We start from the raw sequence: 23,745 nt of genomic DNA, 5'->3' as shown, positions 1-23,745 counted from the left end.
CTCGTTACACTTTTCCGATTGCCGGACATTAACGGGGTATGAGCTTGCAAACGGAGCAGGGGGATCGCGTGGAGTTGGCCAGGCAGAAGCATTTTCTGGCGGCCCACGCCGCGTGCCATGACAAGGTATACCGCTATTTCCGGCGCCGAACGGAGGGTGCGTCCACGGCCGAGGACCTCACCGCAGACGTGTTCCGGATTGCGTGGGAAAAGTCCCGACAGGACCAGGAACTCTCGGTGATGGTGGTGTTTGGCGTCGCCCGCAACGTCCTCCGGAATCATTACCGTTCGACCGTCCGCTCGCAGAACCTCACGCAGCAGTTGGAGCGGCAGCGGACGGCTGAGTTGGGATCCGACGACGGCGTGGTGAGGGAAGCGCTGGACCGGCTCAAGCCCGAGGAGCGCGAGGTCCTTCTCTTGACGTATTGGGACGGATTCAGTTCCGCCGAGGTTTCGGAGCTGCTCCATGTCACCGCCACTGCCGTCAGGATGCGCCTGCACCGGGCGCGGAAGGAACTCAGCACCCTGCTTCGGACAGACCACATCACGGAGGATCCCAGCAATGCGTAACAACGAGATGTCCACCCTGGATCGCCTGACCTCAGCCGATCCCGCCCTTGCGGTGACGGAAGATGAACTGGCCCGCAGCCGGGAGATGAGTTTGGCGGTGATGGCTACCGACGCCGAGCAGCTTGCCGTGGGTGGGTCCATCGGAGATTCCCATCAACGGCCCACCGGGAGCCGGCGGCGGGTGATGGCCGGAGTCGGGTTGTTGGCGGCGGCGGCTGCAGTTGTTGCGGGTGTCGTCCTGACGTCCTCTGCGCCGACCGAGGTGGTTCTGCAGGGGGCTCCGGCGGCCACGCAGCTTGGTACTGCACCGCAAAATGACGCGTTGAACCCGCCAGACCCTTCGCCTCTGCCGGAGATTACCGGGCTCAAGGATGCAACGGGGAACGCCAGGATCATTACGGATGGCAACGGCAATAAGGCGGCTGTTTCCACGGATGAAGACGTGGACGTCTTCATGGAAGCGCTCGCCACGGGAACCCTGGGTCTGAACAGCGGCGGGTGCATTGCCCGCATCGGAGCGGACGGCATCGCCGCTGGATTGGTGTTCCCCTTTGGAACGACCCTTACTGAATCGGGGGTGCTTCTCCCCGATGGAACGCCCGTCAATATCGGCGACGACCTTGCGTTCGGCGGCGGACTCACACCAGGCCAAGCGGACCTCGGGGAGTGCGGCCGCCCTGGCGAGGCTTTCCTGGTTCAAAGCTGGGGCTTCCAGCCCTGACTCCTGACCCGCCATAACCCGACGTCGGCACTCACCGTGAGTGCCGACGTCGTGCTTTCCTATTCGGCGGACTCTTCCTCTACAACCGGGTCCTTCAACAGCAACGCCGTGCCCTGGAACGCGGGCAGCTCGAGGTAGAAGCTGTGGAGGTCGTCCACCTGGCCTACGTTGTCGCCGCTGAAGAGGTCGTGCACGCTGGCGCCGGGGACAAGGTGACCGGACTGGATGCTGCCTGCAATGTCTTGGTCCGAGAAGTTCAGGACCGTGACCTGCAGTGCTCCGTCGGCGAGCTGGTTGACCAAAACCAGCAGCCCCCGGTTGGAAACGTCAGGCACATCCAGCAGAGTGCTGGTGGCGATGCCGGACTCCTCCCGCACTGTGAGGATCTGCTGGAGCCGCCGCGCGTAGGACCGTGAATCCTTGAGCTGCTCGGGCAGTGAACCGTAAAGACTGCGGGCGCGGGCCATGCCGGCCAGCGAGGTCTTCGCGTCCGGGCTGGTGCCCATGAGGTCGTGGGCTCCGCGGTTGATCCAGCGGGTATCGCCCTGCGACGTGAGTTCCTTGACGGTTTCGCGGTCCAGGGCCGTGATGCCGGTGAGGTCCCAGCCCGAGAGCGCGAAGACGCCCGGCTGCAGTGCGTTGTACATGGACAACAGCACGTGGGCATCCAGGACCTGGGCTTCCTGCTCAGGGGTGATGGCGTCCTGGTCCTTGATACCCAGCGCGGCCATGATGAAGCTGACCGTGGTGCAGGCGATGCCGTTGGTGGTGAACAGTGCGTTGTAGGGCCCGTTTTCGCCCGTGAGGCGTTCCCGCAGGGTCTCCTGCACCTTCTCCGCAACTTCGGCTCCGGTCAGTTCTTCACCGCCAAGCTCGAAAACATCGTCCCTGTGTCCGGCGGCGAAGTGCAGCAACTCATAGGTCAGTTCGTCGTGGTTCTGGAGGGCGTGGACCAAGGAGGCCTGGTCCACCCCGATCTCCATGGAGAGGCGCAGGGTCAGGCGCAGGAATTCGGTATCGCCGGTGACGAATGCGTAGTGGTATGCGGGCCGGGTAATGAAGTCGTATGAGAGGTCGGGACCCGATTCTGACTGGGCCTTGATGTCGTCGATGGTGAGGTTGAGTTCCTGGAAGGAGAACCCGCCCACCTTGCGGATCATGGAGCCGATCAGCTGGTTCGCCGCCTCGGACAACGGGTGGCCCTCGGACCATCCCGGCTCCTCTTCCGCGCTCTTCTCGACGCCCAGGAAGCCGTTGGCATCAAGCCGCAACGCACCGGTGCCGAGGTCCAGCAGCGAATGCAGGGCGTCGCCAACCACCAGGCGCATGCCGGCGAACGTCGGGTCCAGCCAGTTGATGGACGGTTGGCCGGACTTGAAATAGTGGAGGTACACCCAGCGGCGGGTCTTGCCGGTGGTGTCGATAATGGGCTTGGTGGCGCTCCAGTTGGTTTCCTTGACACCGGGTTCGTAGAAAATGACCCGCTGCAGCCGCCCAATGATGTAGCCCGCCTTTTGCAGGGCTTCCTCAGCGGCCGGGCTGATGTTCACCGAGTCTTCGCCGTCGGGGACGTCCGGCAGCAGGTGCCAATCCTCCTCGGGGATGTCCACCATGTGATAGATGCCGGGGTAGTCCCGGAAGTTCATCTCAGCCAGCCGGAAGTCCGCGCCCTTGCCGGTGTGCCCGGGGACGATGTCGTCAATGATGGTGCCGCCGTGCTCGTTGGCAACCTCGCACATCTGACGGAACTCTTCTTCTGTCCCGAACGCGGGATCGATCGCCATGGAGATACGGTCGAAATGGCCGTCCACGCTGGGCGTCTGCGACCAGCCGCGGATGCCGCCGGCAAGCTTCACCGGGCCCGTGTGCAACCCCCGGATGCCAATCTTGCTGAACGCATCCCAGAGCTCGGGATCCCCCAGTGCCGAAAGGAAGGACTGGCCGTCCTTGGTGATGAAGGACAACGGGTAGGCGGTGAACCAGACAGGTGAACGCTCAACGGCGGCGCGCGGGTTGGGCCGGGCGTACGAGTTCTGCCACATGCTGGCCTGCCCGGACAGTTGCCGGGCCATGGTGTTGGCGTCACCCAGCATGGACTGGTTCCGGAGCCAGTCCACATAGGTGGAGTTCAGGCCATCGAATTCCAAGGAGGGCCGGGCGGCAAAGAACTGCCGCCTCCGGGCGATCGGCCTGAGCGCCTTGGGCCGGGCCGGGTAGAACTGCTCGTCAAAGGTGATTTCCGCCGGTTCGCTTGCGATTTCATCGGGCGTTTCCTGTGGCGTCTCCTCCGGATTTTCTTCTGGAGTTCCGCTGATTTCTGACACGCTCGTGTTGATTGCAGGCTCCCGCACAGTTGTCTCCTTACGTGGTCGCCGCGTCAACGCCGACCGTCCGAGGGGGGTCGTTCAAGAGGTCACGTACCCGGGCTTGCCCGGACTATTCATGCTAGTCGGGGGAGCCTGCCGTTTGTCTAACCCGGGAACAAGTAAGTCTCGTGATGAGGTGCCGGGTTGACGCGCCGCCGTGGCGCGGACGTAGGAAGCTTCGGTTCCCGGACACCGCTCACGTCCGGGTTTGGTGTTTGGGTTCCGTCAGGCGTGCGGCGAGGCCGGCAAGGAGGATGGTGATGCCTTCATCGAGCTCGTCTTCGCCGTCATAGTCGGCCAGGAGCGGGGCGATCGCGCGGAGGCGGGGGAATTCTTTGGCGGGAAGGCGGTGAAGGCCGAGGCGCAGGAGAGCTTCGTCCTCGTCAGGGTCGACGATGAATTCCTGCAGTTCGTTCAGGATGTGGCCGTAGAGAAAACCGTAGTAGGCGCGATAGACGTGCAGTGCGTCCGATGGGGCGAATCCGGCCTCAATGAGCAAGTCCAGGATCTGCTCGAGGGGGCGCAGGGTGCCGACAGGGCGAAGTCCCATGGGGGTGGATAGGGGGCGCGTGACCAGGAGGGGGACGACGTTGGGGTGTCGGAGTGCTATCAGGCGCAGGTCGTGGGCGATCCGGCGCAGTTGGCCCTGCCAGTCCGGGTCGTCTGGAAAGATGGTCCGTTCGTTCAAGACCAGTTCGGTGACTCCGTCCAGTAGCTCTGTCCGGCTCTTGGCGTAGCGGTACAGGCCCATGGGGTCCCGGCCGAGTTCCTGCCCGAGGCGTCGCATGGTGAGAGCGTCGAGTCCTTCAGCATCCACCAAGGCTAGTGCGGCGGATAAAACCAATTCCCGGCTGAGGGCCTGCTTCCTGCCCGGTGCCGCTTCGGCCAGGGGTTTCGTTGCCGGAGCCATGGTTTTTCCTCCTGGTTGTTCGCCTTGAGACTAGGGCCTCCTTGAGGGAGGGAAGTAGTGGCTATCAGCCACTCCAAGAACAGTCTACATTGTAGTGAATATGCGTTGTCTATTCAGTAGTCTACGTGTATTGTCTACAGTGTAGTCAGCTTTTGCTGACGATTCCAGATGAGGCCAGAGAGCCTCAGGGAACCGTCCGCGGTAGCTGGCCATAATGCTTCCTTCCGGATTCGCGAGAGCACCCTTCCGGCCCCTCCAGATCCCCTGTGCAAAGTCTGGAGGCTTAGCTGCCGTTGCCCCACGGCGGAACCCAGGTCACCTGAGCGGAAAGAGCCGCGCATGGCACATCCCCGGCAACACCAGTTCCACGACGAATCCCCGCCTCTGACTCCGGGCGAGTAGTCGTCTTAGGCCAGAGCCGTTTTCTTTCACGGCCTGGACATCAGCCGGTGCTCCCTGCACCTGCCCTTACCGCACCAGAGAGAGTCCGCAGCAGTGACTGCTGCCCGGGTCGCGGCCCGACCTGTGGACTCCTTAACCAAAACTCTTACACCGCCCCACCATCCAGGAATGAGGCCAATCGTGGCGCAACAAACCCTTCTGCCCGCGAGTTACGTCGTTGACCGCATGCAAGATCTTGTCCTGAAGACCCAGGATGTGAAGGAGATGCTGGATGAACTCGCCGACTTCTCAGCGGTCACCTTGACCGACCCTGCGCTCGCCTTTTGCAGTATCACGCTCATGCGGCGGAAGAAGCCCGTGACGGTAGCAAGCAGCGAAGAACGGGCTATGCGCCTTGACCAAACGCAATACACGATAGGTGCTGGGCCTTGTCTTTCGGCGATCAGGGAACAGGTCATCGTGCATGTGCCTGACTTGGCGAACGATGACCGCTGGCCCTCCTTCACATCGGCCGCGGTCCAGGTGGGGGTGGGATCCAGCCTGTCCGTTCCTCTGGCCCTTGAGGGGGAGGCCGAAGCCGGCCTGAACCTGTACTCCACCAAGGCTCGCGGGTTCACCGAGGTGGACATGGATTCGGTCCAGGCGTACGCGTATCACGCGTCCAAGGCACTTCGCGTGGCCGTTCGTCTCAGCCAGTTGGCCGAAACGAAGAAGCATCTCCTCGCCACCCTGGAATCCCGGACCACCATTGACCTGGCAACGGGTGCAATCATGGCCCAAAACCGCTGCAGCCAGGAGGCGGCAATGAAGATCCTGCAGGTCGCTTCCAGCACACGCAACGTCAAGCTCCGGGACCTTGCCTCGTCGGTCGTCTCCTCCCTGACCAAGGACCCGAGGGTCCGGACCCACTTCGACGCTTAGGGGGTTGACCGGAGACGTGGAGGCCGGCCTAAGGTCCCCGGAACTCTTGCGGACCTACCGATCACTCCCATGAGCCAGTACCGTGACTCGTGGAGGTCGGAGAACCCATGAAAATCGTAGTGATCGGCGGCAGCGGCCACATCGGGTCGTTCCTGGTCCCCAGGCTTGTGCGTGCCGGACACGAGGTCGTGAACATCAGCCGCGGAAGCCGCCTGCCCTACGTCGACGTCCCCGAGTGGCAGCAGGTCCGCCAGGTCACCGCGGACCGCGAGCACGAGGAACGCGAGGGCATCTTTGGTGACCGGGTAGCGGGGCTGGGCGCCGACGTCGTGGTTGACCTCATGTGCTTCACGCTCGAATCAGCCACTGCGTTGGTGGATCGCTTGCGCGGTGAAACAGGTCATCTGCTGCACTGCGGCTCCATCTGGCGGTACGGCGTCAGTCTGAAGTTGCCCCTTGCCGAAGGCCGGGATTTTGCCGAAGAGCCAGTGGATGAGTACGGGATCCATAAGCGTGACATCGCCCGCATGCTCGAGGAAGAGACTGCTTCCGGAGGGTTGGCCACAACATCCATTCATCCTGGGCACATCGTGGGTCCTGGATGGCAGCCGATCGGTCCCTTGGGCAACCTGGATCCTGGAGTGTGGCAGACGATTGCGTCGGGGCAGCCACTCCAGATTCCCGGGAACGGTACTGAGCTGATGCACCATGTGCATGCTGACGACGTCGCGCAAGCCTTCGAGAAAGCCATCCTGAACCGGGAGGCTGCGGCCGGGGAGGACTTCAATATTGTTGCTCCGAGCGCCCTGACGGTGCGGGGTTACGTGAGCGTCGCTGCTTCCTGGTTTGGGCAGGAGCCGCGTATGGAACCCGTGAGCTGGGAGGAGTTCCGCCGGACCACTACCGGGGAATCTGCCGATATCAGTTGGGCGCACCTCTCCCGCAATCACTGTGTGAGTATCCACAAGGCGACGTCGCTGATCGGGTACGCGCCGCGCTACGAACCCGAGCAGGCAGTACTGGAATCCGTGCAGTGGCTCATCAGCAACAGGCAACTCGACGTGCCGAAACTGCTGACTTAAGCCTGTACAACTTCCACCCGAGGCCCGAAGCTTAAGGGGCCACAGGGGGAGTTTCATGGATAAAGTGCCGAACAACGGCGTCACGGACAGCCGGCTCGATCACGGGTTCTTCGTCCTGGGTGGAGCTGCCGCGGTGTGGCTGGCCTTCCTGCTGGTGGGGGAGAGCTTCCACTTGGGGTGGGGCCAGCTGTGGTTTTCCTTCGTGTTCTGGGCGTTCCTTGCCTACCTGCTTTTGCCGCGGCTGCACCGGATCCTGACCACCATCTACGTTCCCGGCTATTTCATCGGCCGGGCTCGCACCAGCGACGGGCTGCTGGGCGATCCCGTTAACGCGGCGTTGCTGGGAACCGAACCCCAGATCCACGCGATCATGAGGTCCGCAGGGTGGACCATGGCCGACGACGTCACTTTCGCCAGCAGCCGCCGTATCATCAGCTCCACCATTTTCCGGCAGAGCTACACCGAAGCGCCGGTCAGCCCTCTGTATCTCTTCGACCGGCAACAGGACTTCGCGTACCAACAAGAGGTCAACAACACCCCCGGCAAACGCCACCACGTCCGTTTCTGGCGTTGCCCGGAGGGGTGGCTCCTCCCCGGTGGGCACAAAGTGGACTGGCTCGCGGCAGGAACGTACGACCGCAGCGTCGGCTTCTCGCTCTTCACCTTGCAGATCACGCACAAGATCGAGCAGAACACGGACGTCGAGCGGGACCACATCGTTTCCACCGTTTCGACTGCCGAGCCTGCCGTCACGGTGCAGGTGATCGAGGACTTCTCCACCGGATATCACACGCGCAACGGCGGCGGTGATTCCATCTCCACCGACGGCGACCTGCCCATCATCGACGCCAGCCGCGTCCAGGTTCCCGCCAACCAGCCGCCCAGCCGGACCGACAGCCGTGACCGGCGCCCGGCACCTATCGTGACCGGCGCTGTCCTGGTTGCCATCCGGGCGATTGCCGCTTTTACCTTGGCAATGACACTGCTCACCTCCGGTGGCGACTTCGGGCTCGAAGACGTCCCCCTGGACCCGGAAACCACGACGACGGCGATCGTCACCATGGCGATCATCGTCCTGCTCTTCGGGCTCGGTGAGGTTTTCCTGGCATGGCGGATTTTCCTTGGCAGCAACGGCGCCCGGGTGATCGCAATGGCCCTGAGCTCCATCTCGATCCTGGTGCAGGCCGTCGACTATTCCACCGGGACGGCGAATCTCACGCTCGAAGCGGGTCTCTCCGGCCTTGCCTCGGACATCCTGGTCCTGCTGGCGTTGTCCAGCCAGCGGGCCAGAGTCTACGCCAAACGGCAGCGCATCCCGGCCGTTCCGGCCTCCGTGGTGGGGCGGCGCGTGCCTTCCTGACCTTCTTTGAGTGTGGGTTCCATCTGACACGCCTTCCTTTGCGGCGTGTCGGGGTGGTTTCAGATTCAAAGTGGGTGGCGGCGGTACGGGGCGGCCCGGCCGTGCGGAGGTCACTAAGATCCAGTGAATAGACTGGCTGGGCCTGTCATATGCACCATGCAACATGGGCAGGCTAGATCCGAAAACCGAATTGGGGACCCACGTTTTGAGTGTTAAGAATCCGAAAATAACCGTTGTTGTGCCCACTTACAATGAGCGGGAAAACTTGCCCGTTCTCATTGCCCAGCTCGCCGCCCTTGGAATTGCCAATCTCAACGTTCTGGTTGTCGATGACAACTCTCCCGATGGAACCGGGGCTGTGGCTGATCGACTGGCAGCGGAATCCAGCGGAACAGTGTCAGTCCTCCATCGGAAGGAAAAAGATGGGTTGGGCAGAGCATACGTGGCGGGAATGACCCGGGCTCTGGCCGATGGCTCCGGGATCGTCATCCAGATGGACGCTGATCTGTCCCATCCCGTGCTGGCGATTCCCACCATGCTTGATCGGATTCAAACCTCCGGCGCGGCGCTGGTTATCGGCTCACGGTATGTTTCCGGGGGTTCCACGGCTGCGGAATGGCCTTGGCATCGCAAGGCCCTCTCCGCTTGGGCGAACTTCTATGTGGGTGTGGTTCTGGGCTTGAAGGTCAAAGATGCAACGGCTGGTTTCAAGGCTTGGACCGCCTCTGCACTGAACGAGATTGATGTCCAGGCTGTTCGAAGTGACGGTTACTCATTCCAGGTTGAGATGAACTACCGGGCGGCAAGGCGGGGATTGGCAATCGCCGAAATTCCCATCCACTTTGAAGAACGAGTGGAAGGTGCCTCGAAGATGAATCTCCGCGAGCAGTTGGAGTCGGCGCTCACGCCGTGGAAGCTCCGTTTTCAAAAGTAGGCCGTACCGTAACCACCCACCTTGAATCCGCTGACGGCTGGACACGCCGGTGAATGCGGCGTGTCGCCGAGCTCGGAGATTCAAAGTGGGTGGTGAAGGCGCGCGGCAGGAAAGCCAGCCATTCTTTGAAGGCCGCCCCCTCAAAGCCCGACGGCGGCACTCACCCGGGCGCCGCCGTCGTTCCGTCTACGCGGGACGTGGAAGAGCGTTCGGCGGAAGGGCGCGGTATGTGCGAGAGCGATCGGCGGAAGGGCGCGGGACGTGCGAGAGCGATCCAGGGGTTAAACAAAAGAGCTCCGGAGTGCGTTATTGGGGGATACGCACTCCGGAGCGGTCTTTGAGCAGGCGCTTTCGCTGACCTGCAGTAATCACTCTACGTTGCGCGCAACCCCTTCGCCACCACCTCGAATAAGTACTTTCGCTTTAGTTTCTATGGGCGGCTTCAGGCCGTTTTTTCTGGGGCACAATCAGCACCGGACGGCGTTGATGATGGCTTAGCCACGCGGCAACTGAACCGTTCAGTGCCTCGGAAATCCTGTGCCCCAAACCGGGCTCGGGCGTCCCCACGATGATCATGGACGCGTTGATGTCCGCGGCGAGCCTGCCCAAGGCCCGTGCCGGGTCCCCTGCCAGCAGGCGCAAGGTCCAATCTGCCGTGCCGCCGTCCATCGCCTCCGCGATCACCCTGCCGAGGTCGCCGCGCACGGCCTCGACGTCGGCATCTTCCTTCTCCGGGTGGAGCGACATCCGGTGGGTCTCCCGGGACGGGTCCCACTCGACGAGGTAACTGGCCTCGTCCACGTAAGCGCACACCAGCGGGACGCCGAGCCGTTCAGCCAAGGTCCGGGCAGTCTGGAGTACTTCCACATGCTGGTCCGGGAGAACCCCCACCACCAAGGGAATCGGTCCGCTGAAATTTTCCGCAGCCATACCCATATTGTTGCGCCGGGGCGATCCAAAGAACAGGCTGTTGAAGGGGCCGGCGTCAGTTTTCCGCCGGCTTGTTCCACGTGAGCCGCACCTTGAAATTGGACGCCGTGCTTGCCGACGCGATGAAAGCGCCCGCCTCCGCGTGGAGGTCAATGCCGAACTCCACGCTCACCTCATCTGGACGGTTCTCCAAACTCAGGAGCTCGTCGATCACCCCCTGCACCGCTGGACGCACATGCGCCAGGGCGCGCTCGAACGTCTGCTGCGCCCGCGCGAAAACCCCCGAATGGTCCCCAGCGTGATCACCACCCCTGGTTACCAGGCTCCCCGCTGCGTTCGCGACCTCCACAACCACCGTGCCGCCGTCGTCGGTGGTGAATTCAACCAACCTGCTCATGTTCCTGTCCCTTCTCCGACGCCCGCAGTCGGCGGGCCGCCACGACGAAACCGATCCCGGCTGCGCACACAACCAGCAGCTGAATCAGCACAAAGTAGGCGTGCGTCCGGTACCAGGACTCAAGGAAGACGCCTTTGTCCTGGACCCAGACCAGCGGAACCGTCACCGTGGGCCACAGCAGCAGCCACCCGAACGGCTCGGATGAGCGGGATCGTAGAGCCAGGATCCCCGCCCACAAACCGAAGCCCGCATGCACAAAGCCGGCGACCACCGCAGTTGGATCCACCGTTTCGGTGAGCCCGGAGAGCCCAAAAAGAGCCCCCGAAACAACAACCCCCGTCATGACCACCCGGGCCATGGTGGTGCGGGCAGGTAGGCCCGCGACCGCCAACAGCAGGTACCCAAGAGGTGCCACCAGGCCGTAAACCATGCGGAGGGAGCCGTCGCCGCCGCTCTCGTACCAATAGTTGTCGTCCAACCACAGGAAATAGACCGCGAAGCACGCGCCGAGTCCGCCCGCCACGATCAATGCGACGCCGCCCCACAGCAGCGGCGTCCGCAGGGGTGGAGCCAACCCACCAACGGGGACGGGCGCCGGGACGCCAGGTGATGAAACGCCAGCGTTCGACGGCGGGGGGCCAGTGGGTGCCTCGGCTGTGGTGACGGATGGGGCTGGGTTCAGTGCTGAACCCGCTTGGGGGCTGGGGCCGGGGGCGGTGTTAGGGTCGGGGTCGGTGCGGGCCGGGGCTTTCTTCCGCGGTGGCCGCACCGGTAGATCCGCCGCCGTGTACGAACCGTGGGGCTTCCCATCGTCAGACGTCGCAGGCAGCTCTGCCGCTTCAGCGGGAGGTGGGTCTTGCGGCTTGGCCTTTTCGATCTCGGTCCGGGCAGCGGTTGCGAGCCCATCGGGATCTGCGGCGTGGGAGTCCACGGTGGCCAACTCTGCCGACACGTCCAGCACTGCTTCCCAGGAGCCCAAGGATGAGTGGTATCGAAGCTCTCCTTGCAGGTCCGAGATCCGTTGCCGGCGCTCGCAATCCTGGCGTCGGGCGGCGGCGTCTGGGAACCCGGGGTCGTCCTGCACCGCGGCAAAGCCGTCCGCCGCGGCCAGCCAGTCTTCGGCTTCCTCTGCTTTGAGTGCGTCGCGGTAGGTGCGGTCCAGTTCCAGCCGGTGCCGGGCCTTGTCTCTGAGCGCCGTCGCGTCCCGGTATCCAGGCTCCAGGGTGAGGAGGTCTTCGAACAGTTCCACGGCCTGTTCCAAGCGCCGGGCCCGCAACTCCGCGGACGCTTGGACGTACAGTGCCCGCAGCTGCGCCCGTTTCATGGCCTGCCCTGCGTTGGCTTGCCCGGTGTGGGACTGCCCGGCATCGGCCTGCGGCTGGCTGGCCGGTACCGGTGTCGCTTGGGCCGGCATGGCTTGGTCCTGTCCGGTTACGGGCGGTGAGGCCGGCGCACTTACGTGGGCTGGTCCCGTAGCTTGACCGCCTGAGGTCCGGGCCGCCGTCGAACTTTCAACCGAAGCCGGCGCGCGCGGAGTTCCTGTGAGTGTGAACAGCTGGGTGGTGCCGCCGCGGACGTAGAGTGCCGGGGTGACCCATTCGAGCGTTCCGTCCGGGCTGGCCATGACGGAGATTCTGCCGACCCGCGCTGCCTCGTCCACGGTGCGGCCGTTGGCGATTGCTGCGTAGAAGCCGTGGGCGAAGGCGATGGCGGCGTAGTCGCTGATGGCGAACTGCATGGCGGCCACGGCGCCGATCCCGCTTCGGACCAGTGCGGACGCGGTGCCGGAGAAGAGGTCCGACTGGCCCATTTCCCCGGAGGAACATGAGTTCAGCACCACCAGCCGTGGGCGGGGAGCGGCGACGCTGAGCAGGGCCATGAGGCGGACGGCGCGCACCATGGCGGCCCTGCCGTCGGGTCCCACCAGCGCGATCCTGCCTTCGTCGGTGCGGGAGTCGTAGTCGCCGTGGCCTACAAAGTGGACCACATGCCAAGGCCCGGCAAGCAGCATGGACTGTACGTCATCCCAGGTTCCACTTTTTGCCCAGACCAGCTCCACCCGGCCTTCGGACACCGGCCCGGCCAAGGCCCGGCTCAGGTGGTCCTTCTCGGCGGTGACATCCAAGCTGGGCAGGTCCCGCGGCGAGGCGACGATCCCCAGAATGCGCAGGGGCGGTGCCACATCCAGGGGATTCAGGTTGTAGTCGGGGGCGGGGACATGGCGGAGGAGGGGCTCGGTTTGGCAGAGGTAGGTTTCGGTTTCGGGGTCGAACAGGGTCTCCCACGGCATGGTGGCCAGCTCAGGGGCGGACAACCTCAAGACCACCCTGAGCTGCTGGCCGGCGTGTTGGGCAGCACCGAGGCTGGCCCGGTACGTGCCGTAGACCTCGCGGGTGAACAAGGCCTGGAACAACTGCTGGCCGACTTCACGGACGGCCATCTCAGCCACGGGCATGGTCCTGCGGGCGGCCACGGCGGACGCCAGGACGGTGGCTTCAAGCTGGGGGAGCCGTTCAAGGATGCCCTCCACGTCAAGGGTGAACATGCACGAGGCGTGGCCTCCCGCCGGTGCACGGACAACGCGCACCGTATATTCGCCGCGTGCAGAGCCGGCATCAATCTCCAGCTCGATGTCACAGTCCATCGCGGATCCCTTGTGTGACGGGCGGTCCGGCCAAACATCGAGTGGGCCGGGAGCACCCTTAGGAATAGATTGGCCCTAAGCCCGGCCCGCCACAAGAGCCGGACCCTTGTAGACGCTCCTGACCCGGCTTACGGTTAATCCGGGCCCACGGCGCATCAGAACCCATGGCTCATCCGACGGAAGGCGGTCCGCGATGGAAATTTTCATGTGGTGGCTCGATCTGCATCTGGACAGCAAGGAATGGCTGCGTGAGAACCTGCGCGCCGACGAACTTCCGCTGCCCGTGCTGCAGCATATTGCCGAGGCCGGCGGGCCCCATCCGGACAAGGTCAGCGGCGTGCTGACCGAAGCGGATTGGGACTTCATCGAGACACAATCGGAGTTCGTGGACTGACCGGACTGACCGGGCTGGACTGACCGGGCTGACCGGGCTGGGCTGACCGGGCTGGCTGTGGCTTAGCCGGCGGGCTTCCAGCCCAAGGCCGGCCCCACTTTGCCTGCAATGTCGGTGAGGATCTGTACGTAGTCCTCGTGGTCAAAGCTGAAGGGCAGCGCGAAGGCCACCTCGTCCACTTCCTGGAATCCTCGGTGGGCGTAGAGCTGCTCGGCGATGTCATCGCTGGTGCCGATGATGTCCTGTGCGAACATCATGCCCTTCGGCCCTTGGGGCGCGCGGGTGCGTGGCGTGCGTTCGTCGACGTAGCGTTGGTACTTCTTCCGCTGGGCAGGTGAGGCCGAGTCTGTGGGAATCACTACCAGGCCTTGCGAGGCCCGGGCGGTGTTCCCCGACTGGGCTGCGGCTTCACGGTAGGCGCGGAGCTGTGACTGCTGGACTCCGGCGAAGTCCGGTTCTTGGTCCTTGTCCGGGAAGATCACACTGCTGGAGAGAAGATTGAAGCCGTTTTCCCCTGCCCACACCGCCGATTTCATGCTCGCAGCCCCATACCAAAGCCGCGAACGCAGCCCGGCAGAGTGCGGTTCCACGCGGTTGGAGAATTCTTCCACCACGCCCTGCTTGCCGGAGAAGTCCCGCACTTTCTCCCCGGCGATCAGGCGGGCAAGCCGGTTCACGCGGGCGTAGCTGAAGTCCTCCACGCCGGCAGTGTCCGGGTAGAGCTCATGTTTGACGGTGTCGTAATTCATGGGTTCGCCTACGCTCAGCCCCGGATTGATCCGGCCGCCGGAGAGCAGGTCCACGGTGGCCAGGTCTTCCGCAAGGCGCAAAGGGTTCTCCCAGCCCAACGGAGTCACCGCGGTGCCCAGCTCAATCCTGGAGGTGCGCTGGCTTGCCGCAGCCATGACCGCTACCGGCGAGGAGATCCCGAACTGCAGGTGGCGGTGCCGGAGCCACGCACTGTCGAAGCCGAGCCTCTCCCCGAGCTCGATGATCTCCAATGTGGACTGGTGCCCGGCAGCGGGATCCGTGGGATCGAACAGGCCAATAGTGAGGAAACCAAGCTTGCGCAGGGGATGTTCGGGGGTGGGCATGGGCTTCCTTCACGGTTGGGCGTCGGCTACTTGCCCAGAATAGGCTCCGGTCCCGCGGACGACGGCGGGACGTTACCTTTTGTGATGCCCGGACCGTTCATTGCGGAAGGACTGCTCGTGGCGCCGGGACCAGGCGCGGCTTGCGGTCGGGCTAGGCGCAGCTGGCGATTGGGCGAGCGGGCGCGACGATGACCTGGGCGGCAGTGTCGGGGGCAAGAGAGTGGATCTCGTGAGCATGGGGCGTCACCTGCTCAGCCTGCACGGGCTGCGCAGGCCGCTGCGCGGGGCCTTCCTTGGCCCGCATCCGGAGAAGTGCCACAGCGGAGATGAGGAACCACGCTACGTTGGTCGCCACGGAGGGCCAGGCCCCATGGAGCGTGCCGTTGACGATGAAGGCGCACGAACCAAAGAGGTTCACGGTCTGGAAGGTGGTGCCTGCCTGCAACCAGCCCATGGACACTGCCATGTAGCCGCCGAGCATTGCCACTGCGCCGGCCCAGCCGGTGATTTCGAACAGCAGTTCCATGGGAGTCCTTTCAAGATTTTGGGCACCCCGATGACGCCGGCGGGCGGCGTGTGGTACGGAGTGGAGGCTTGATTCGCTAGACGGTGTTGCGTTGCTGAATCGTGCTTTTGAGTCAATATTGAGTGACGATGACCTTTAGATCAATTGCAATATTCTGAAGACCGTGTTTAGGAGTGCTTAACATGGATGTGGACCCACGCCGGTTGCTGGTTCTTCTTGCTGTCGCCCGCACTGGAGGCGTTCTGGCGGCGGCTGACGAACTGCGGATTACGCCGTCTGCGGTGTCGCAGCAGCTCAGCAAACTCGAGACTGAGGCAGGTCAGGCATTACTCCTGCGCACCCCTAAAGGATCAATGCTCACACCCGCCGGCTTGGCCATGGCAGAGGCAGGGGAAGAGATAGAACGGGCACTCAACGTCGCCCGCGCCCGGATGCAAAGCGAGGTCAACATCGCAGGAGTCGTGCGGGTGGGCGGATTCACCAGTTTCATGCGCACAGTGGTGATCCCGCGACTTCCCGAGTGGCGCAGCCAATACCCTCAGCTGCAGATACAGATCGTTGAGGACAGCTTCCCAGCGGTGATGCGGCTGCTCCGCCAGCGACAGCTGGATGCTGTGGTCATCGAACAGGATTCGACGGCGGCAGAGCAGCATCCGATGGCGGCCGGAATGGTCCAGGAGCCCCTGCTGGACGAACCATGGAAGCTGGTGGTGCCCGCAGGAAGCCTGCTCGGCACGGACAACATCGATCTAAGTCGCTTGCACCTGCCGTGGCTGGGGGTGGAGCCGTCAGCAGCCAATACTGCAGTGCTCGGACGTCTCCGCCACTCGACAGGTGCCCGGATTGAGACTGTTCATCAGTACCACGACACCCTCACCGCGCTGGCACTCGTCGCTGCCGGCGAGGGGGTGGCCATTGTGCCCACCTTGGCGCTCACCGGCGTTGTCCACGACCATGTGGACATCCTGGACGTTCCGGGGTTGGGCACCCGCCATATCGCCCTGCGACGCTTCGATCGGCGACGGGCAGCCAGCCTGCCCGTGGACACGGTGGCCCGGCTGCTCAGGGAATCCGCGGCGGCGTTCGATACCCGTTCGGCTTCCTGACTTGTCCCGTCTTCGCGGACGGGACAGGTACAGGCAGGCACACGCAGGCGGTGCTAGTTCAGCGCCGGAGTGTCGGCAGGGATGACACCGGAGCCGTACAGATCCGAGGCCAGATCCTGAAGCGCACGCAGGGCCACCCGCTGGGTGAACGGACCGTAGGACACACGTGCCACGCCAAGTTCCTGAAGCTCTGCGGCCGGCAGCGCTCCCGGCGCGCCGATCACGGAGAGCTTCCCGTGCCCGAGGCCTTCCACCAAGGGCTCGATGACCTCACGGGTCATGGCACCTGGCACGAAGACCAGCGAAGCTCCGGCGTCCAGGAAGGCACGTCCCCGGGCGATGGCGTCCTGAATGCTCTCCTCAATCGGCCGGTCTCCACCCCGGGCAATCGCGTCGGTGCGCGCATTCAGCTGGAACGGGATGCCTTCCCCGGCAGCAGCCGAGATGATGTCCTGCACGCGGGCAACGGCTTCATCGAAGGGCCGCAAGCGGTCTTCAACGTTCGCGCCCACCACGCCGATCCCAATCGCCCGGCGGATGGTTTCGGCAGGGTTGTCGTAGCCATCGTCCAGGTCTGCGGTGACCGGGAGATCCACGGCGTCGACAATGCGCTTCACTCCGTCCAGCGCCACGTCCAGGGGCATGGTTCCGTCGGCATAGCCGAAGGCTGCCGCAATGGAATGCCCTGCAGTGGCGATGGCCTTCGTTTCAGGAAGTCCTGCAATCGTGCGGGCACTGATGGCGTCCCACACGTTAACCACACTCAGGATTTCAGGGGCTTCGTGCAGGGCTTTCAGCTGTTGTGCACGTGCATTGGTGTTTGCTTCAGTCATCGTCGCTCTCCGTCACTGTTGTTCTTCGTGCTCCACGGGTGGGACCAGTCCCACTTGCCACCCACAGCCTAGGCATAACGTCACACAACGCGATACCAAGCGCCCGCGGGCAGTGAACGACCTACCCTTGACTCGTGACTTTCTCCAAGCCCGGCACCGCCGCCGCGGAGCCGTTGGCGTTGGTGCGCTCACCGATGGCCAGGTAGGCGGACTCCTAATTACGACGGCGGGCGGCTGGCTTCAGCCGCGGACTCCGCCTCCGCGGGGTCCGCGCCTACAACCCTGTTCCGTCCTTGGGCCTTGGCACTGTAGAGGGCGGCGTCTGCCACATTGATCATGAATGCCAGGTCCTGGACGTCCGCGCCGGTGGACGTCACGCCGTAGCTCACTGTGGGGAACGGCAGGCCATCGGGACCCTTCATGGCTGCCAGCCGACCACTGATTTCGGACGCGATGGATTCGGCCCGTTGTTGTGTCGCTCCCGGCAGCAGCAGGACGAATTCTTCCCCGCCATACCGCGCCACGAGGTCTGACGACCTGACCGACGAAGTGCAGGCCGCAGCAAAAGCCCGGAGCGCGGAGTCGCCGGCCGCGTGGCCATGCTCATCGTTGACGGCTTTGAAGTTGTCCAAGTCCGCAAGGATCAGCGCCGCACCCCGCGGGGACGAATCCGCAAGAGACCGGGTGGCCAGCTCCAGGAAGGCACCCCGGTTAAGCAGGCCCGTCAGGTGGTCACGATCGGCACGTTCCCGGAGGCGTTTGATCAACTGCTTGTTGCTGAGCGTATTCATGGTGGAGGACACTGCCACCAGCAGGATCAAATGCATGAGAGCGGCCGGCGCGTACCCAAAGAATGCTCGGAACACCTGGCTGGTGGGCCCGTCCAGGACAAAGCTGATGGTCCGGAAAAGGTAGTACAAGGCTGTCAGCCCGGCAATGATCGACAGGAACCTGGTAATCCTGGACCGGACGGGTTTGGCGAACCAGAGTTCCAGCCCCGCCAACGCGATTCCCAGCGTGGTCAGGCCCAAGTAAACCAAACCGCCGGACCACACGTTGTTCCCCGGGTCATCCAGAGCGGATGCAACACAACTGGGAATGGACGCGGCCGCCAGAAACCAAGGATGCACCCGGTGGTCGCGCAGGGTGCGCGCTCCCGCCCAGATGCAGAAGGTTCCGGCAACGACCAGGGCCTTGCCCAAGGGGTTGGCCCACAGCTGGAAACCAGTACCGTTCAGCAGGAAGGCGGCATTGCCGACTAAGAAGAGGCATAGGGCTACCCGCCACCACTCGGCGTAGGGTGAGCGTCTCCGCTGGGACGAGACACAGGAAATGACGATCAGGGTCAGAATGACCAAGCCGAGGACCATCCTGACGGAGAAGGGGTCCAGAACAATCGTTCCCTCTTGCAGCGAAACTGCAATCACGACGCGGCCCCGCTACCGGGCTACAACCGCGGAGTTCCCTCGTGATGGCCTCATGGCTCTTTGACCTCGCAAAACATCTGATCCCCCAACAAGTTGTTCCGGTCTCATGACCGCAAAACCACAGTCAAGCACGTTTTCTCCAGTGCCGGTGGAGGTTGGTCGCTTTAGTTCCTTAAAAGTTTTCTCGATTTTCGCGTCACGATCTGGAGTTTGGCCACACTGTAACCGTAAGGGTTGTTCTTGCCTTGGAACTGAACTATCCACATACGACCAAAAACCGTTGCCACCCACCCGCCCTGATGGTTCGATGGGACGCATGGCAACCGCAGATACCGCAGAGAGTTATGTCATTGCGATCGGGACCAAGAAAGGCCTGTGGCTGGCAACCAGCCCGGACCGTAAGGAATGGTCCCTCTCCGGCCCGCACTTCCTGATGAGCGAGATTCCCAGCATCGGGATAGACACGAGGGGCGGCAAAACCCGGATCATGGTGGGCGTGCGATCAGAGCATTGGGGACCCACCGTGGCGCACTCCGATGACCTGGGTGACACCTGGACCGAGCCCGAGCAAGGCGCCATCAAATTCCCGGATGGCACTGACGCCGCCCTGGAGCGCGTTTGGCAGATCTACCCCGACGCCGACTCCCGCCCGGGGGTTGTCTGGGCCGGGTGCGAGCCGATTTCAGTATGGAAGTCCACCGACGGCGGCGAGCACTTTGAGCTCAACCGCGGGCTGTGGGACCACCCGCATCGCAGCGAGTGGGGTGCCGGCTATGGCGGCGCGGCAGCGCACTCGATTGTGGTTGATCCGTCCGGAGAAAAGGTCCACATCGCCATGAGCACGGGCGGCGTTTACCGATCGCTCGACGGCGGAACCTCCTGGGAGCCCCGGAACAAAGGAATCTCGGCCTACTTCATGCCCGATCCCAACCCGGAGTTCGGCCAGTGTGTCCACAAGATCGCAGCGGACGCCGCCGTCGAGGGCCGTTTGTACGCGCAGAACCATCACGGCGTGTACCGCACGGATGACAACGGGGAGAACTGGGATTCCATCGCGGACGGGCTGCCTGCGGACTTCGGCTTTGTCATGCTGACGCACCCGCGGCGTGAAGGAACAGCGTGGGTGGTTCCGTTGAAGGCTGATGGAGAACGCATCCCGCCGGACAGCAAGCTCAGTGTTCACCGCACCAACGACGCCGGCAACACCTGGACAGAACTTCATGCCGGCCTGCCGGACCACGAATACAACGCTGTCCTGCGCGACGCCGCGTCCGTGGACACGGCAGAACCTGTTGGCGTGTATTTCGGGACCCGTGGAGGTGCGGTCTACGCCAGCGCCGACGAAGGCGGGACCTTTACTGAAGTGGCCTCGCATTTGCCGGACGTCCTGTGCGTGAGGGCCGCCGTCGTGGTGGACAACGCAGCAGGCGTGGAAGCCCCACTGGCTGCGGCGGAAGCCACTGTGATTGCCGAAGCCGCAGTGATAGTGGAGGCAGCGGCCCAGGAGATTGACCCCACTCCTGGCGATCAAGCCAGCGCCCCGGTACCTGGTTAGGCCCGTTGTGGCTGACTTTACGGTCCTGTTGCCTGGTGTCCTGCAGCCACTCGTCGGCGGACAGTCCTATCTGACTGCGTCCGCCGACGGGGCTGTGACCGTTGGACAGTTGCTTGATGCGGTGACCGGAGATTATCCGGTGTTGGCCAGGCGCTTGCGGGATGAAACCGGGACACTCCGCCGTTTCGTGAATATTTACGTGAACGGTGATGAGGTCCGGCGTCTGAAGGGTCTTGATACGGAGGTCGCGGCCGGCCAGGAGGTCCTGATAGTCCAGTCCGTGGCCGGCGGCTGAGCAGGGTTTGGGGTCAAGCCGGTTCAGGCGACGCGCCAAACACTGCATTCGTCGGTATTGATGGCTTTCCTCATCCCGGAGGCGTGATCCATGATCCAGACAACGCCGATTCCCGGCGCGGTTTCCTGGACCTGTCCGCGGCGGATGACCACGTCATCATAGGCGGGTCCCACGGACAGTCGGGCTTCGATCTCGTCTCCACGGTGGAGCTGGCTGATCGCGCGTATTCGTGTTGTGTGTGTTGTGACTTCCTTCAACATGGTGGCCTCCTGGGCTGGAGCTGGTGCCTGCACTTGCCGGCTCTTCCAGTGTGGCGCGGCAATGTTGCCACGGTATTTCGGGGTGGTTAGGGTCCGGTTAGCATTCCGGGTTGGTTGCATTTCCGGTGACCAAGCCCCGCCTTCCCGGCGCATTGCGGGTGCGGCTGTAGCCTGATCTCGGTTCTTGAGACTCACAGGAACCACAGGCTCCGTCCCCGGGGAGATTCAATGGGTGTTTTGCGGCGATCGATCGCGCTGTCCACGGGCTTGGTGGTGTTCGCCACCGGCCTGTTTTTTGTTCAGGCCCCCGCCACGGCCGTTCCAGTGCCAGGTCCGGATAATCCGAATGTCCAGTTCGTCGAGGGCACCCCGCATTCCGATCACACGTTCGAGACGCCACCGGTTGATGACGCGCCGAAGGGACAGTCCGACGTCGACTCCCTCCTCCGTGACGGTGCAGCAGCGATTGGCCCCGCCGGGGACATCCGTGTCCGGCTGGTGACGGCAAAGCTGGCGGACAACGCCAACACTGTCTCCATGGCCGACGCCGAAAAGACCGTGGCGGCCACCAGCAAGTACTGGCAGGCGATGTCGGCCAACAAGCTCTCCATGACCGTGACCAGCAAGGTAGCCGGGCACCAGTCCAGGGCGAAGTCGACCGACAGCTACAGTTCCATCATCTCCACCATCACCAGCGAGCTGAAGTGGTCCGCGAGCCCGTATACGGCGCTGGTGATCTACATTCCCACCACTACTCTGTCCGGGAACGCGCTTGGTGCCGGCTACAGCAGCGGCAGTTACAGTGGCCGCGTCTTGATGCCGCAGATCAGCAACTTCTCCAACAACGTGATGAGCCATGAATTCGGGCACGTCATTGGCATGATGCACGCTGATGCCCTGCAGTGCCGCAGTGGGGCGTCCGACGTCGGCGTCAACAGCAATGGCCAGTTCACCGACCCGTCCTGCTACATCCGCGAGTACGGCGACACCACAGACATCATGGGCGCTGCGCAGTGGAACTCGCCGGTCATCAGCTCCACGTTTTGGGACTATGGAGGCCTCGGGCGAGGCGACGAAATCCGCGACACCGGTGTGGCGACGGGAGTCAAGAGCTACACCCTGAAGCCCTGGGGCGGAACCGAGGCCCAGCGCGCCATCAAGTTCACGGACCCTGTGAGCAGGGAGGTCTACTACTTGGAACTCCGGCAGCCGGTGGGTGCCTACGACAGCTACCTCTCGGGCGGCAACAAAGGCGTCAAAATCGTCCAGCGCGGCGGCGCCACCATCGCCTCGTCACTGATTCTCATGCCGGATACCACCCCTTTCAATGGTTGGTACAGCCAGAACCACGCCTGGCAGGCGGGCAGCACTTTCACCACCTACACGGGCACCAGGGTGACCATCAACTCGGTCAGTGCCACCTCGGCCACGGTGACCATCAACGCTGACACCAAACTGAAGACACGGATGAGCTTTTCCGCCGGCGATTTCGACGGCGACAAGCTTGCCGACGTCCTTTCCCGCGAAGCGGACGGTTCGCTTCTGCTCTCTGCAGGGCTGCCCGGAAACCGCCTTGAAGATCCCGTGCGAATTGGCAGTGGCTGGGACATTTTCAACGCGGTACTGGGCACCTCCGATTTCAACGGCGACGGCTTCGCTGACATTCTGGCGCGCAGCAGCGACGGCGCTCTGTGGCTCTACCCGGGCAACGGCAAGGGCGGGTTCCTGCCACGTAGCCAGGTAGGGGTGGGCTGGCAGGGCTTCACACAGTTGGTGGCTCCCGGCGACTTCAATGGGGATGGCCGGGCAGACCTGGTGGCAGGCGGAGCCGATGGCCGGCTGTGGCTCTATCCAGGAAATGGCTCCGGCGGCTTCCTGGCCCAGCGGCAGATCGGCCAGGGCTGGGATGCGTTCACCAGTCTTTCGGCGGCGGGGACGTTCGGGGGAGGGACGGCAGGACTCCTGGCCCGTTCGTCGGACGGCACCCTCTACGTCTATCCCGGCGATGGCAAGGGCAACCTCTTGCCACGTACCGCCGTCGGGACTGGGTGGAACCTGGCGGGCGACATCGTCGGCGGGCAGGAATTTACCGGCGACGGCAAAGCTGACGTCCTCGGCGCCGGTTCAAGCATGACGCTTTATCCGGGTGACGGCACCGGCTTCGCGGACCGCCTGGCGATCGGAACCGGCTGGAACCAGTTCAGCCAGGTGTGGGAGGCCGGGGATTTCGACGGCGACGCTGTGGGTGACATTTTGGCCCGCGGCACCAACGGAATCCTGTGGCTCTACCCGGGCAACGGTTCGGGCGGCTTCTTGCCGCGCGTGCAGGTGGGGACGGGCTGGAATGTCTTCACGTCAGTCGTGAGCGTGGGCGATTTCGACGGCGATAAGCACCCGGATCTTGTGGCCAGGGCCTCCGATGGGACGCTGTGGCTGTACCCGACCGACGGGAAGGGCCAGTTCCTTGCCCGCAAACAGATCGGCACTGGCTGGCAGGGCTTCACGCAGATGCTGGCGCCGGGCGACTTCTCCGGTGACGGAAAGGCCGACATCCTGGCCCGCGCCGCGGACGGAACCTTGTGGCTTTACCCGGGAAATGGCGCCGGCGGATTCCAGCCATGGAAGCAGATCGGTACCGGGTGGAACATCTTCAATGCGGTGATGCAGGGCAGCGACTTCAACGGTGACGGCCGGGAAGATGTCCTTGCCCGAGGGACGGACGGAGCACTGTGGCTCTACCCGGGCAACGGCAGCGGAGGGTTCCTTACCCGACAGTACCTGGGCTCTGGATGGAACATGTTCACCTCCTTCGCTGCCCTCGGCAACGCTTTCACGGGCACAGGCGATCCGACGCTCGTGGGCATAGCCGGCGATGGAACGCTGCTGCTCTACTCCGGGACGGGTGCGGGAAAGTTCAAGCCGGTGGCCTTGGACCCGAGGTAGCATCGGCGAGGTCTGGCCGCTCCTTCCCCGTTGCCATAAGCCCTCAGGTTTATGGCAAGCGAAAACCCGGAATGTC

Annotated in this window: 21 protein-coding genes; 11 read left to right on the top strand and 10 right to left on the bottom strand. The window is 63.6% G+C overall.

Annotated elements, in window-relative coordinates; all coding sequences use genetic code 11:
* The first annotated feature begins 38 nt into the window (after window positions 1-38).
* Both CGK93_RS22805 and CGK93_RS22800 read left to right on the top strand, forming a co-directional pair.
* Window positions 39-569 (top strand): RNA polymerase sigma factor, encoded by a 531-nt coding sequence (locus tag CGK93_RS22805; protein ID WP_089596957.1) that lies wholly within the window; start codon window positions 39-41, stop codon window positions 567-569.
* The gene (locus tag CGK93_RS22800) at window positions 562-1,290 is read left to right on the top strand and encodes a hypothetical protein (RefSeq protein WP_089596955.1); all 729 of its coding nucleotides are present in this window, start codon (window positions 562-564) and stop codon (window positions 1,288-1,290) included. Before CGK93_RS22805 ends, CGK93_RS22800 begins: the two co-directional genes overlap by 8 nt.
* A 59-nt stretch (window positions 1,291-1,349) precedes the next feature.
* On the opposite strand, the gene treS is transcribed toward CGK93_RS22800, so the two are convergent.
* Both treS and CGK93_RS22790 read right to left on the bottom strand, forming a co-directional pair.
* Complete coding sequence (treS, locus tag CGK93_RS22795; protein WP_089596953.1) at window positions 1,350-3,641, bottom strand: maltose alpha-D-glucosyltransferase; 2,292 nt, start codon at window positions 3,639-3,641, stop codon at window positions 1,350-1,352.
* A 211-nt stretch (window positions 3,642-3,852) separates the two neighbouring features.
* Complete coding sequence (locus tag CGK93_RS22790; RefSeq protein WP_089596952.1) at window positions 3,853-4,566, bottom strand: TetR/AcrR family transcriptional regulator C-terminal domain-containing protein; 714 nt, start codon at window positions 4,564-4,566, stop codon at window positions 3,853-3,855.
* Between the two features lie 582 nt (window positions 4,567-5,148).
* On the opposite strand from CGK93_RS22790, the gene CGK93_RS22785 reads away from it, so the two are divergent.
* From CGK93_RS22785 to CGK93_RS22770, 4 genes are all read left to right on the top strand, one after another.
* On the top strand, window positions 5,149-5,889 hold the full coding sequence (locus tag CGK93_RS22785) for a GAF and ANTAR domain-containing protein (RefSeq protein ID WP_232481472.1): 741 nt from the start codon (window positions 5,149-5,151) through the stop codon (window positions 5,887-5,889).
* Window positions 5,890-5,996: 107 nt separating this feature from the next.
* A complete protein-coding gene (locus tag CGK93_RS22780; protein ID WP_089597728.1) occupies window positions 5,997-6,971 on the top strand; it encodes an NAD-dependent epimerase/dehydratase family protein in 975 nt (324 codons plus the stop codon).
* A 55-nt stretch (window positions 6,972-7,026) separates the two neighbouring features.
* Complete coding sequence (locus tag CGK93_RS22775; protein ID WP_089596948.1) at window positions 7,027-8,331, top strand: LssY C-terminal domain-containing protein; 1,305 nt, start codon at window positions 7,027-7,029, stop codon at window positions 8,329-8,331.
* Window positions 8,332-8,569: 238 nt separating this feature from the next.
* Entirely contained in the window at window positions 8,570-9,265 is a 696-nt protein-coding gene (locus tag CGK93_RS22770) for a polyprenol monophosphomannose synthase (RefSeq protein WP_232481471.1), read from the top strand.
* Window positions 9,266-9,688: 423 nt separating this feature from the next.
* Here CGK93_RS22770 and CGK93_RS22765 read toward each other — a convergent pair whose 3' ends face one another.
* Genes CGK93_RS22765 through CGK93_RS22755 form a run of 3 tightly spaced genes read right to left on the bottom strand, consistent with a single transcriptional unit; the run spans window position 9,689 to window position 13,236 of the window.
* On the bottom strand, window positions 9,689-10,195 hold the full coding sequence (locus tag CGK93_RS22765) for a universal stress protein (RefSeq protein ID WP_089596944.1): 507 nt from the start codon (window positions 10,193-10,195) through the stop codon (window positions 9,689-9,691).
* A gap of 55 nt (window positions 10,196-10,250) precedes the next feature.
* The gene (locus tag CGK93_RS22760) at window positions 10,251-10,592 is read right to left on the bottom strand and encodes a CU044_2847 family protein (RefSeq protein ID WP_089596942.1); all 342 of its coding nucleotides are present in this window, start codon (window positions 10,590-10,592) and stop codon (window positions 10,251-10,253) included.
* Complete coding sequence (locus tag CGK93_RS22755) at window positions 10,576-13,236, bottom strand: CHAT domain-containing protein (RefSeq protein ID WP_089596940.1); 2,661 nt, start codon at window positions 13,234-13,236, stop codon at window positions 10,576-10,578. The genes CGK93_RS22760 and CGK93_RS22755 overlap by 17 nt, the downstream gene beginning before the upstream one ends.
* Window positions 13,237-13,429: 193 nt before the next feature.
* Here CGK93_RS22755 and CGK93_RS22750 point away from each other — a divergent pair, with 193 nt between their 5' ends.
* Window positions 13,430-13,630 carry a hypothetical protein gene (locus tag CGK93_RS22750; RefSeq protein ID WP_089596938.1) on the top strand — a complete coding sequence of 67 codons (201 nt, stop codon included), beginning with the start codon at window positions 13,430-13,432 and terminating at the stop codon, window positions 13,628-13,630.
* A gap of 62 nt (window positions 13,631-13,692) precedes the next feature.
* Here the strand turns inward: CGK93_RS22750 and CGK93_RS22745 are convergent, their stop codons facing one another.
* A complete protein-coding gene (locus CGK93_RS22745) occupies window positions 13,693-14,724 on the bottom strand; it encodes an LLM class flavin-dependent oxidoreductase (protein ID WP_089596936.1) in 1,032 nt (343 codons plus the stop codon).
* Window positions 14,725-14,875: 151 nt separating this feature from the next.
* Window positions 14,876-15,250: a CBU_0592 family membrane protein gene (locus CGK93_RS22740; RefSeq protein ID WP_198318302.1), complete on the bottom strand. Its 375-nt coding sequence runs from the start codon at window positions 15,248-15,250 to the stop codon at window positions 14,876-14,878.
* A gap of 182 nt (window positions 15,251-15,432) precedes the next feature.
* Between CGK93_RS22740 and CGK93_RS22735 the strand changes: the two genes are divergently transcribed.
* The gene (locus CGK93_RS22735; RefSeq protein WP_089596932.1) at window positions 15,433-16,356 is read left to right on the top strand and encodes a LysR family transcriptional regulator; all 924 of its coding nucleotides are present in this window, start codon (window positions 15,433-15,435) and stop codon (window positions 16,354-16,356) included.
* A 53-nt stretch (window positions 16,357-16,409) separates the two neighbouring features.
* Here the strand turns inward: CGK93_RS22735 and CGK93_RS22730 are convergent, their stop codons facing one another.
* The gene (locus CGK93_RS22730; RefSeq protein ID WP_089596930.1) at window positions 16,410-17,189 is read right to left on the bottom strand and encodes an isocitrate lyase/PEP mutase family protein; all 780 of its coding nucleotides are present in this window, start codon (window positions 17,187-17,189) and stop codon (window positions 16,410-16,412) included.
* A 218-nt stretch (window positions 17,190-17,407) separates the two neighbouring features.
* Window positions 17,408-18,616 (bottom strand): GGDEF domain-containing protein, encoded by a 1,209-nt coding sequence (locus CGK93_RS22725; protein ID WP_089596929.1) that lies wholly within the window; start codon window positions 18,614-18,616, stop codon window positions 17,408-17,410.
* Between the two features lie 307 nt (window positions 18,617-18,923).
* On the opposite strand from CGK93_RS22725, the gene CGK93_RS22720 reads away from it, so the two are divergent.
* Window positions 18,924-20,171, top strand: coding sequence for a WD40/YVTN/BNR-like repeat-containing protein (locus tag CGK93_RS22720; RefSeq protein WP_232481470.1), 1,248 nt, complete (start codon window positions 18,924-18,926; stop codon window positions 20,169-20,171).
* A gap of 7 nt (window positions 20,172-20,178) precedes the next feature.
* Entirely contained in the window at window positions 20,179-20,466 is a 288-nt protein-coding gene (locus CGK93_RS22715) for a MoaD/ThiS family protein (RefSeq protein WP_089596927.1), read from the top strand.
* 23 nt (window positions 20,467-20,489) lie between these two features.
* Here the strand turns inward: CGK93_RS22715 and CGK93_RS22710 are convergent, their stop codons facing one another.
* A complete protein-coding gene (locus tag CGK93_RS22710) occupies window positions 20,490-20,726 on the bottom strand; it encodes a hypothetical protein (protein WP_089597727.1) in 237 nt (78 codons plus the stop codon).
* Window positions 20,727-20,954: 228 nt separating this feature from the next.
* Here CGK93_RS22710 and CGK93_RS22705 point away from each other — a divergent pair, with 228 nt between their 5' ends.
* Entirely contained in the window at window positions 20,955-23,669 is a 2,715-nt protein-coding gene (locus tag CGK93_RS22705) for an FG-GAP-like repeat-containing protein (protein ID WP_089596925.1), read from the top strand.
* Window positions 23,670-23,745 lie beyond the last annotated feature (76 nt).

This window comes from Arthrobacter sp. YN (genome assembly GCF_002224285.1).
Lineage (GTDB): Bacteria > Actinomycetota > Actinomycetes > Actinomycetales > Micrococcaceae > Arthrobacter.
This window is presented reverse-complemented; position numbering and strand designations above follow the sequence as displayed.

Excerpts from the sequence above, each read along its gene's own strand:
- CGK93_RS22745 (WP_089596936.1), bottom strand. The coding sequence starts at position 14,724 with ATGCCCACCCCCGAACATCCCCTGCGCAAGCTTGGTTTCCTCACTATT.
- CGK93_RS22710 (WP_089597727.1), bottom strand. The coding sequence starts at position 20,726 with ATGTTGAAGGAAGTCACAACACACACAACACGAATACGCGCGATCAGC.
- CGK93_RS22800 (WP_089596955.1), top strand. The coding sequence starts at position 562 with ATGCGTAACAACGAGATGTCCACCCTGGATCGCCTGACCTCAGCCGAT.
- CGK93_RS22805 (WP_089596957.1), top strand. The coding sequence starts at position 39 with ATGAGCTTGCAAACGGAGCAGGGGGATCGCGTGGAGTTGGCCAGGCAG.
- CGK93_RS22765 (WP_089596944.1), bottom strand. The coding sequence starts at position 10,195 with ATGGCTGCGGAAAATTTCAGCGGACCGATTCCCTTGGTGGTGGGGGTT.
- CGK93_RS22730 (WP_089596930.1), bottom strand. The coding sequence starts at position 17,189 with ATGACTGAAGCAAACACCAATGCACGTGCACAACAGCTGAAAGCCCTG.
- CGK93_RS22705 (WP_089596925.1), top strand. The coding sequence starts at position 20,955 with ATGGGTGTTTTGCGGCGATCGATCGCGCTGTCCACGGGCTTGGTGGTG.
- CGK93_RS22735 (WP_089596932.1), top strand. The coding sequence starts at position 15,433 with ATGGATGTGGACCCACGCCGGTTGCTGGTTCTTCTTGCTGTCGCCCGC.
- CGK93_RS22720 (WP_232481470.1), top strand. The coding sequence starts at position 18,924 with ATGGGACGCATGGCAACCGCAGATACCGCAGAGAGTTATGTCATTGCG.
- CGK93_RS22755 (WP_089596940.1), bottom strand. The coding sequence starts at position 13,236 with ATGGACTGTGACATCGAGCTGGAGATTGATGCCGGCTCTGCACGCGGC.
- CGK93_RS22750 (WP_089596938.1), top strand. The coding sequence starts at position 13,430 with ATGGAAATTTTCATGTGGTGGCTCGATCTGCATCTGGACAGCAAGGAA.
- CGK93_RS22760 (WP_089596942.1), bottom strand. The coding sequence starts at position 10,592 with ATGAGCAGGTTGGTTGAATTCACCACCGACGACGGCGGCACGGTGGTT.
- CGK93_RS22780 (WP_089597728.1), top strand. The coding sequence starts at position 5,997 with ATGAAAATCGTAGTGATCGGCGGCAGCGGCCACATCGGGTCGTTCCTG.
- CGK93_RS22740 (WP_198318302.1), bottom strand. The coding sequence starts at position 15,250 with ATGGAACTGCTGTTCGAAATCACCGGCTGGGCCGGCGCAGTGGCAATG.
- CGK93_RS22790 (WP_089596952.1), bottom strand. The coding sequence starts at position 4,566 with ATGGCTCCGGCAACGAAACCCCTGGCCGAAGCGGCACCGGGCAGGAAG.
- CGK93_RS22775 (WP_089596948.1), top strand. The coding sequence starts at position 7,027 with ATGGATAAAGTGCCGAACAACGGCGTCACGGACAGCCGGCTCGATCAC.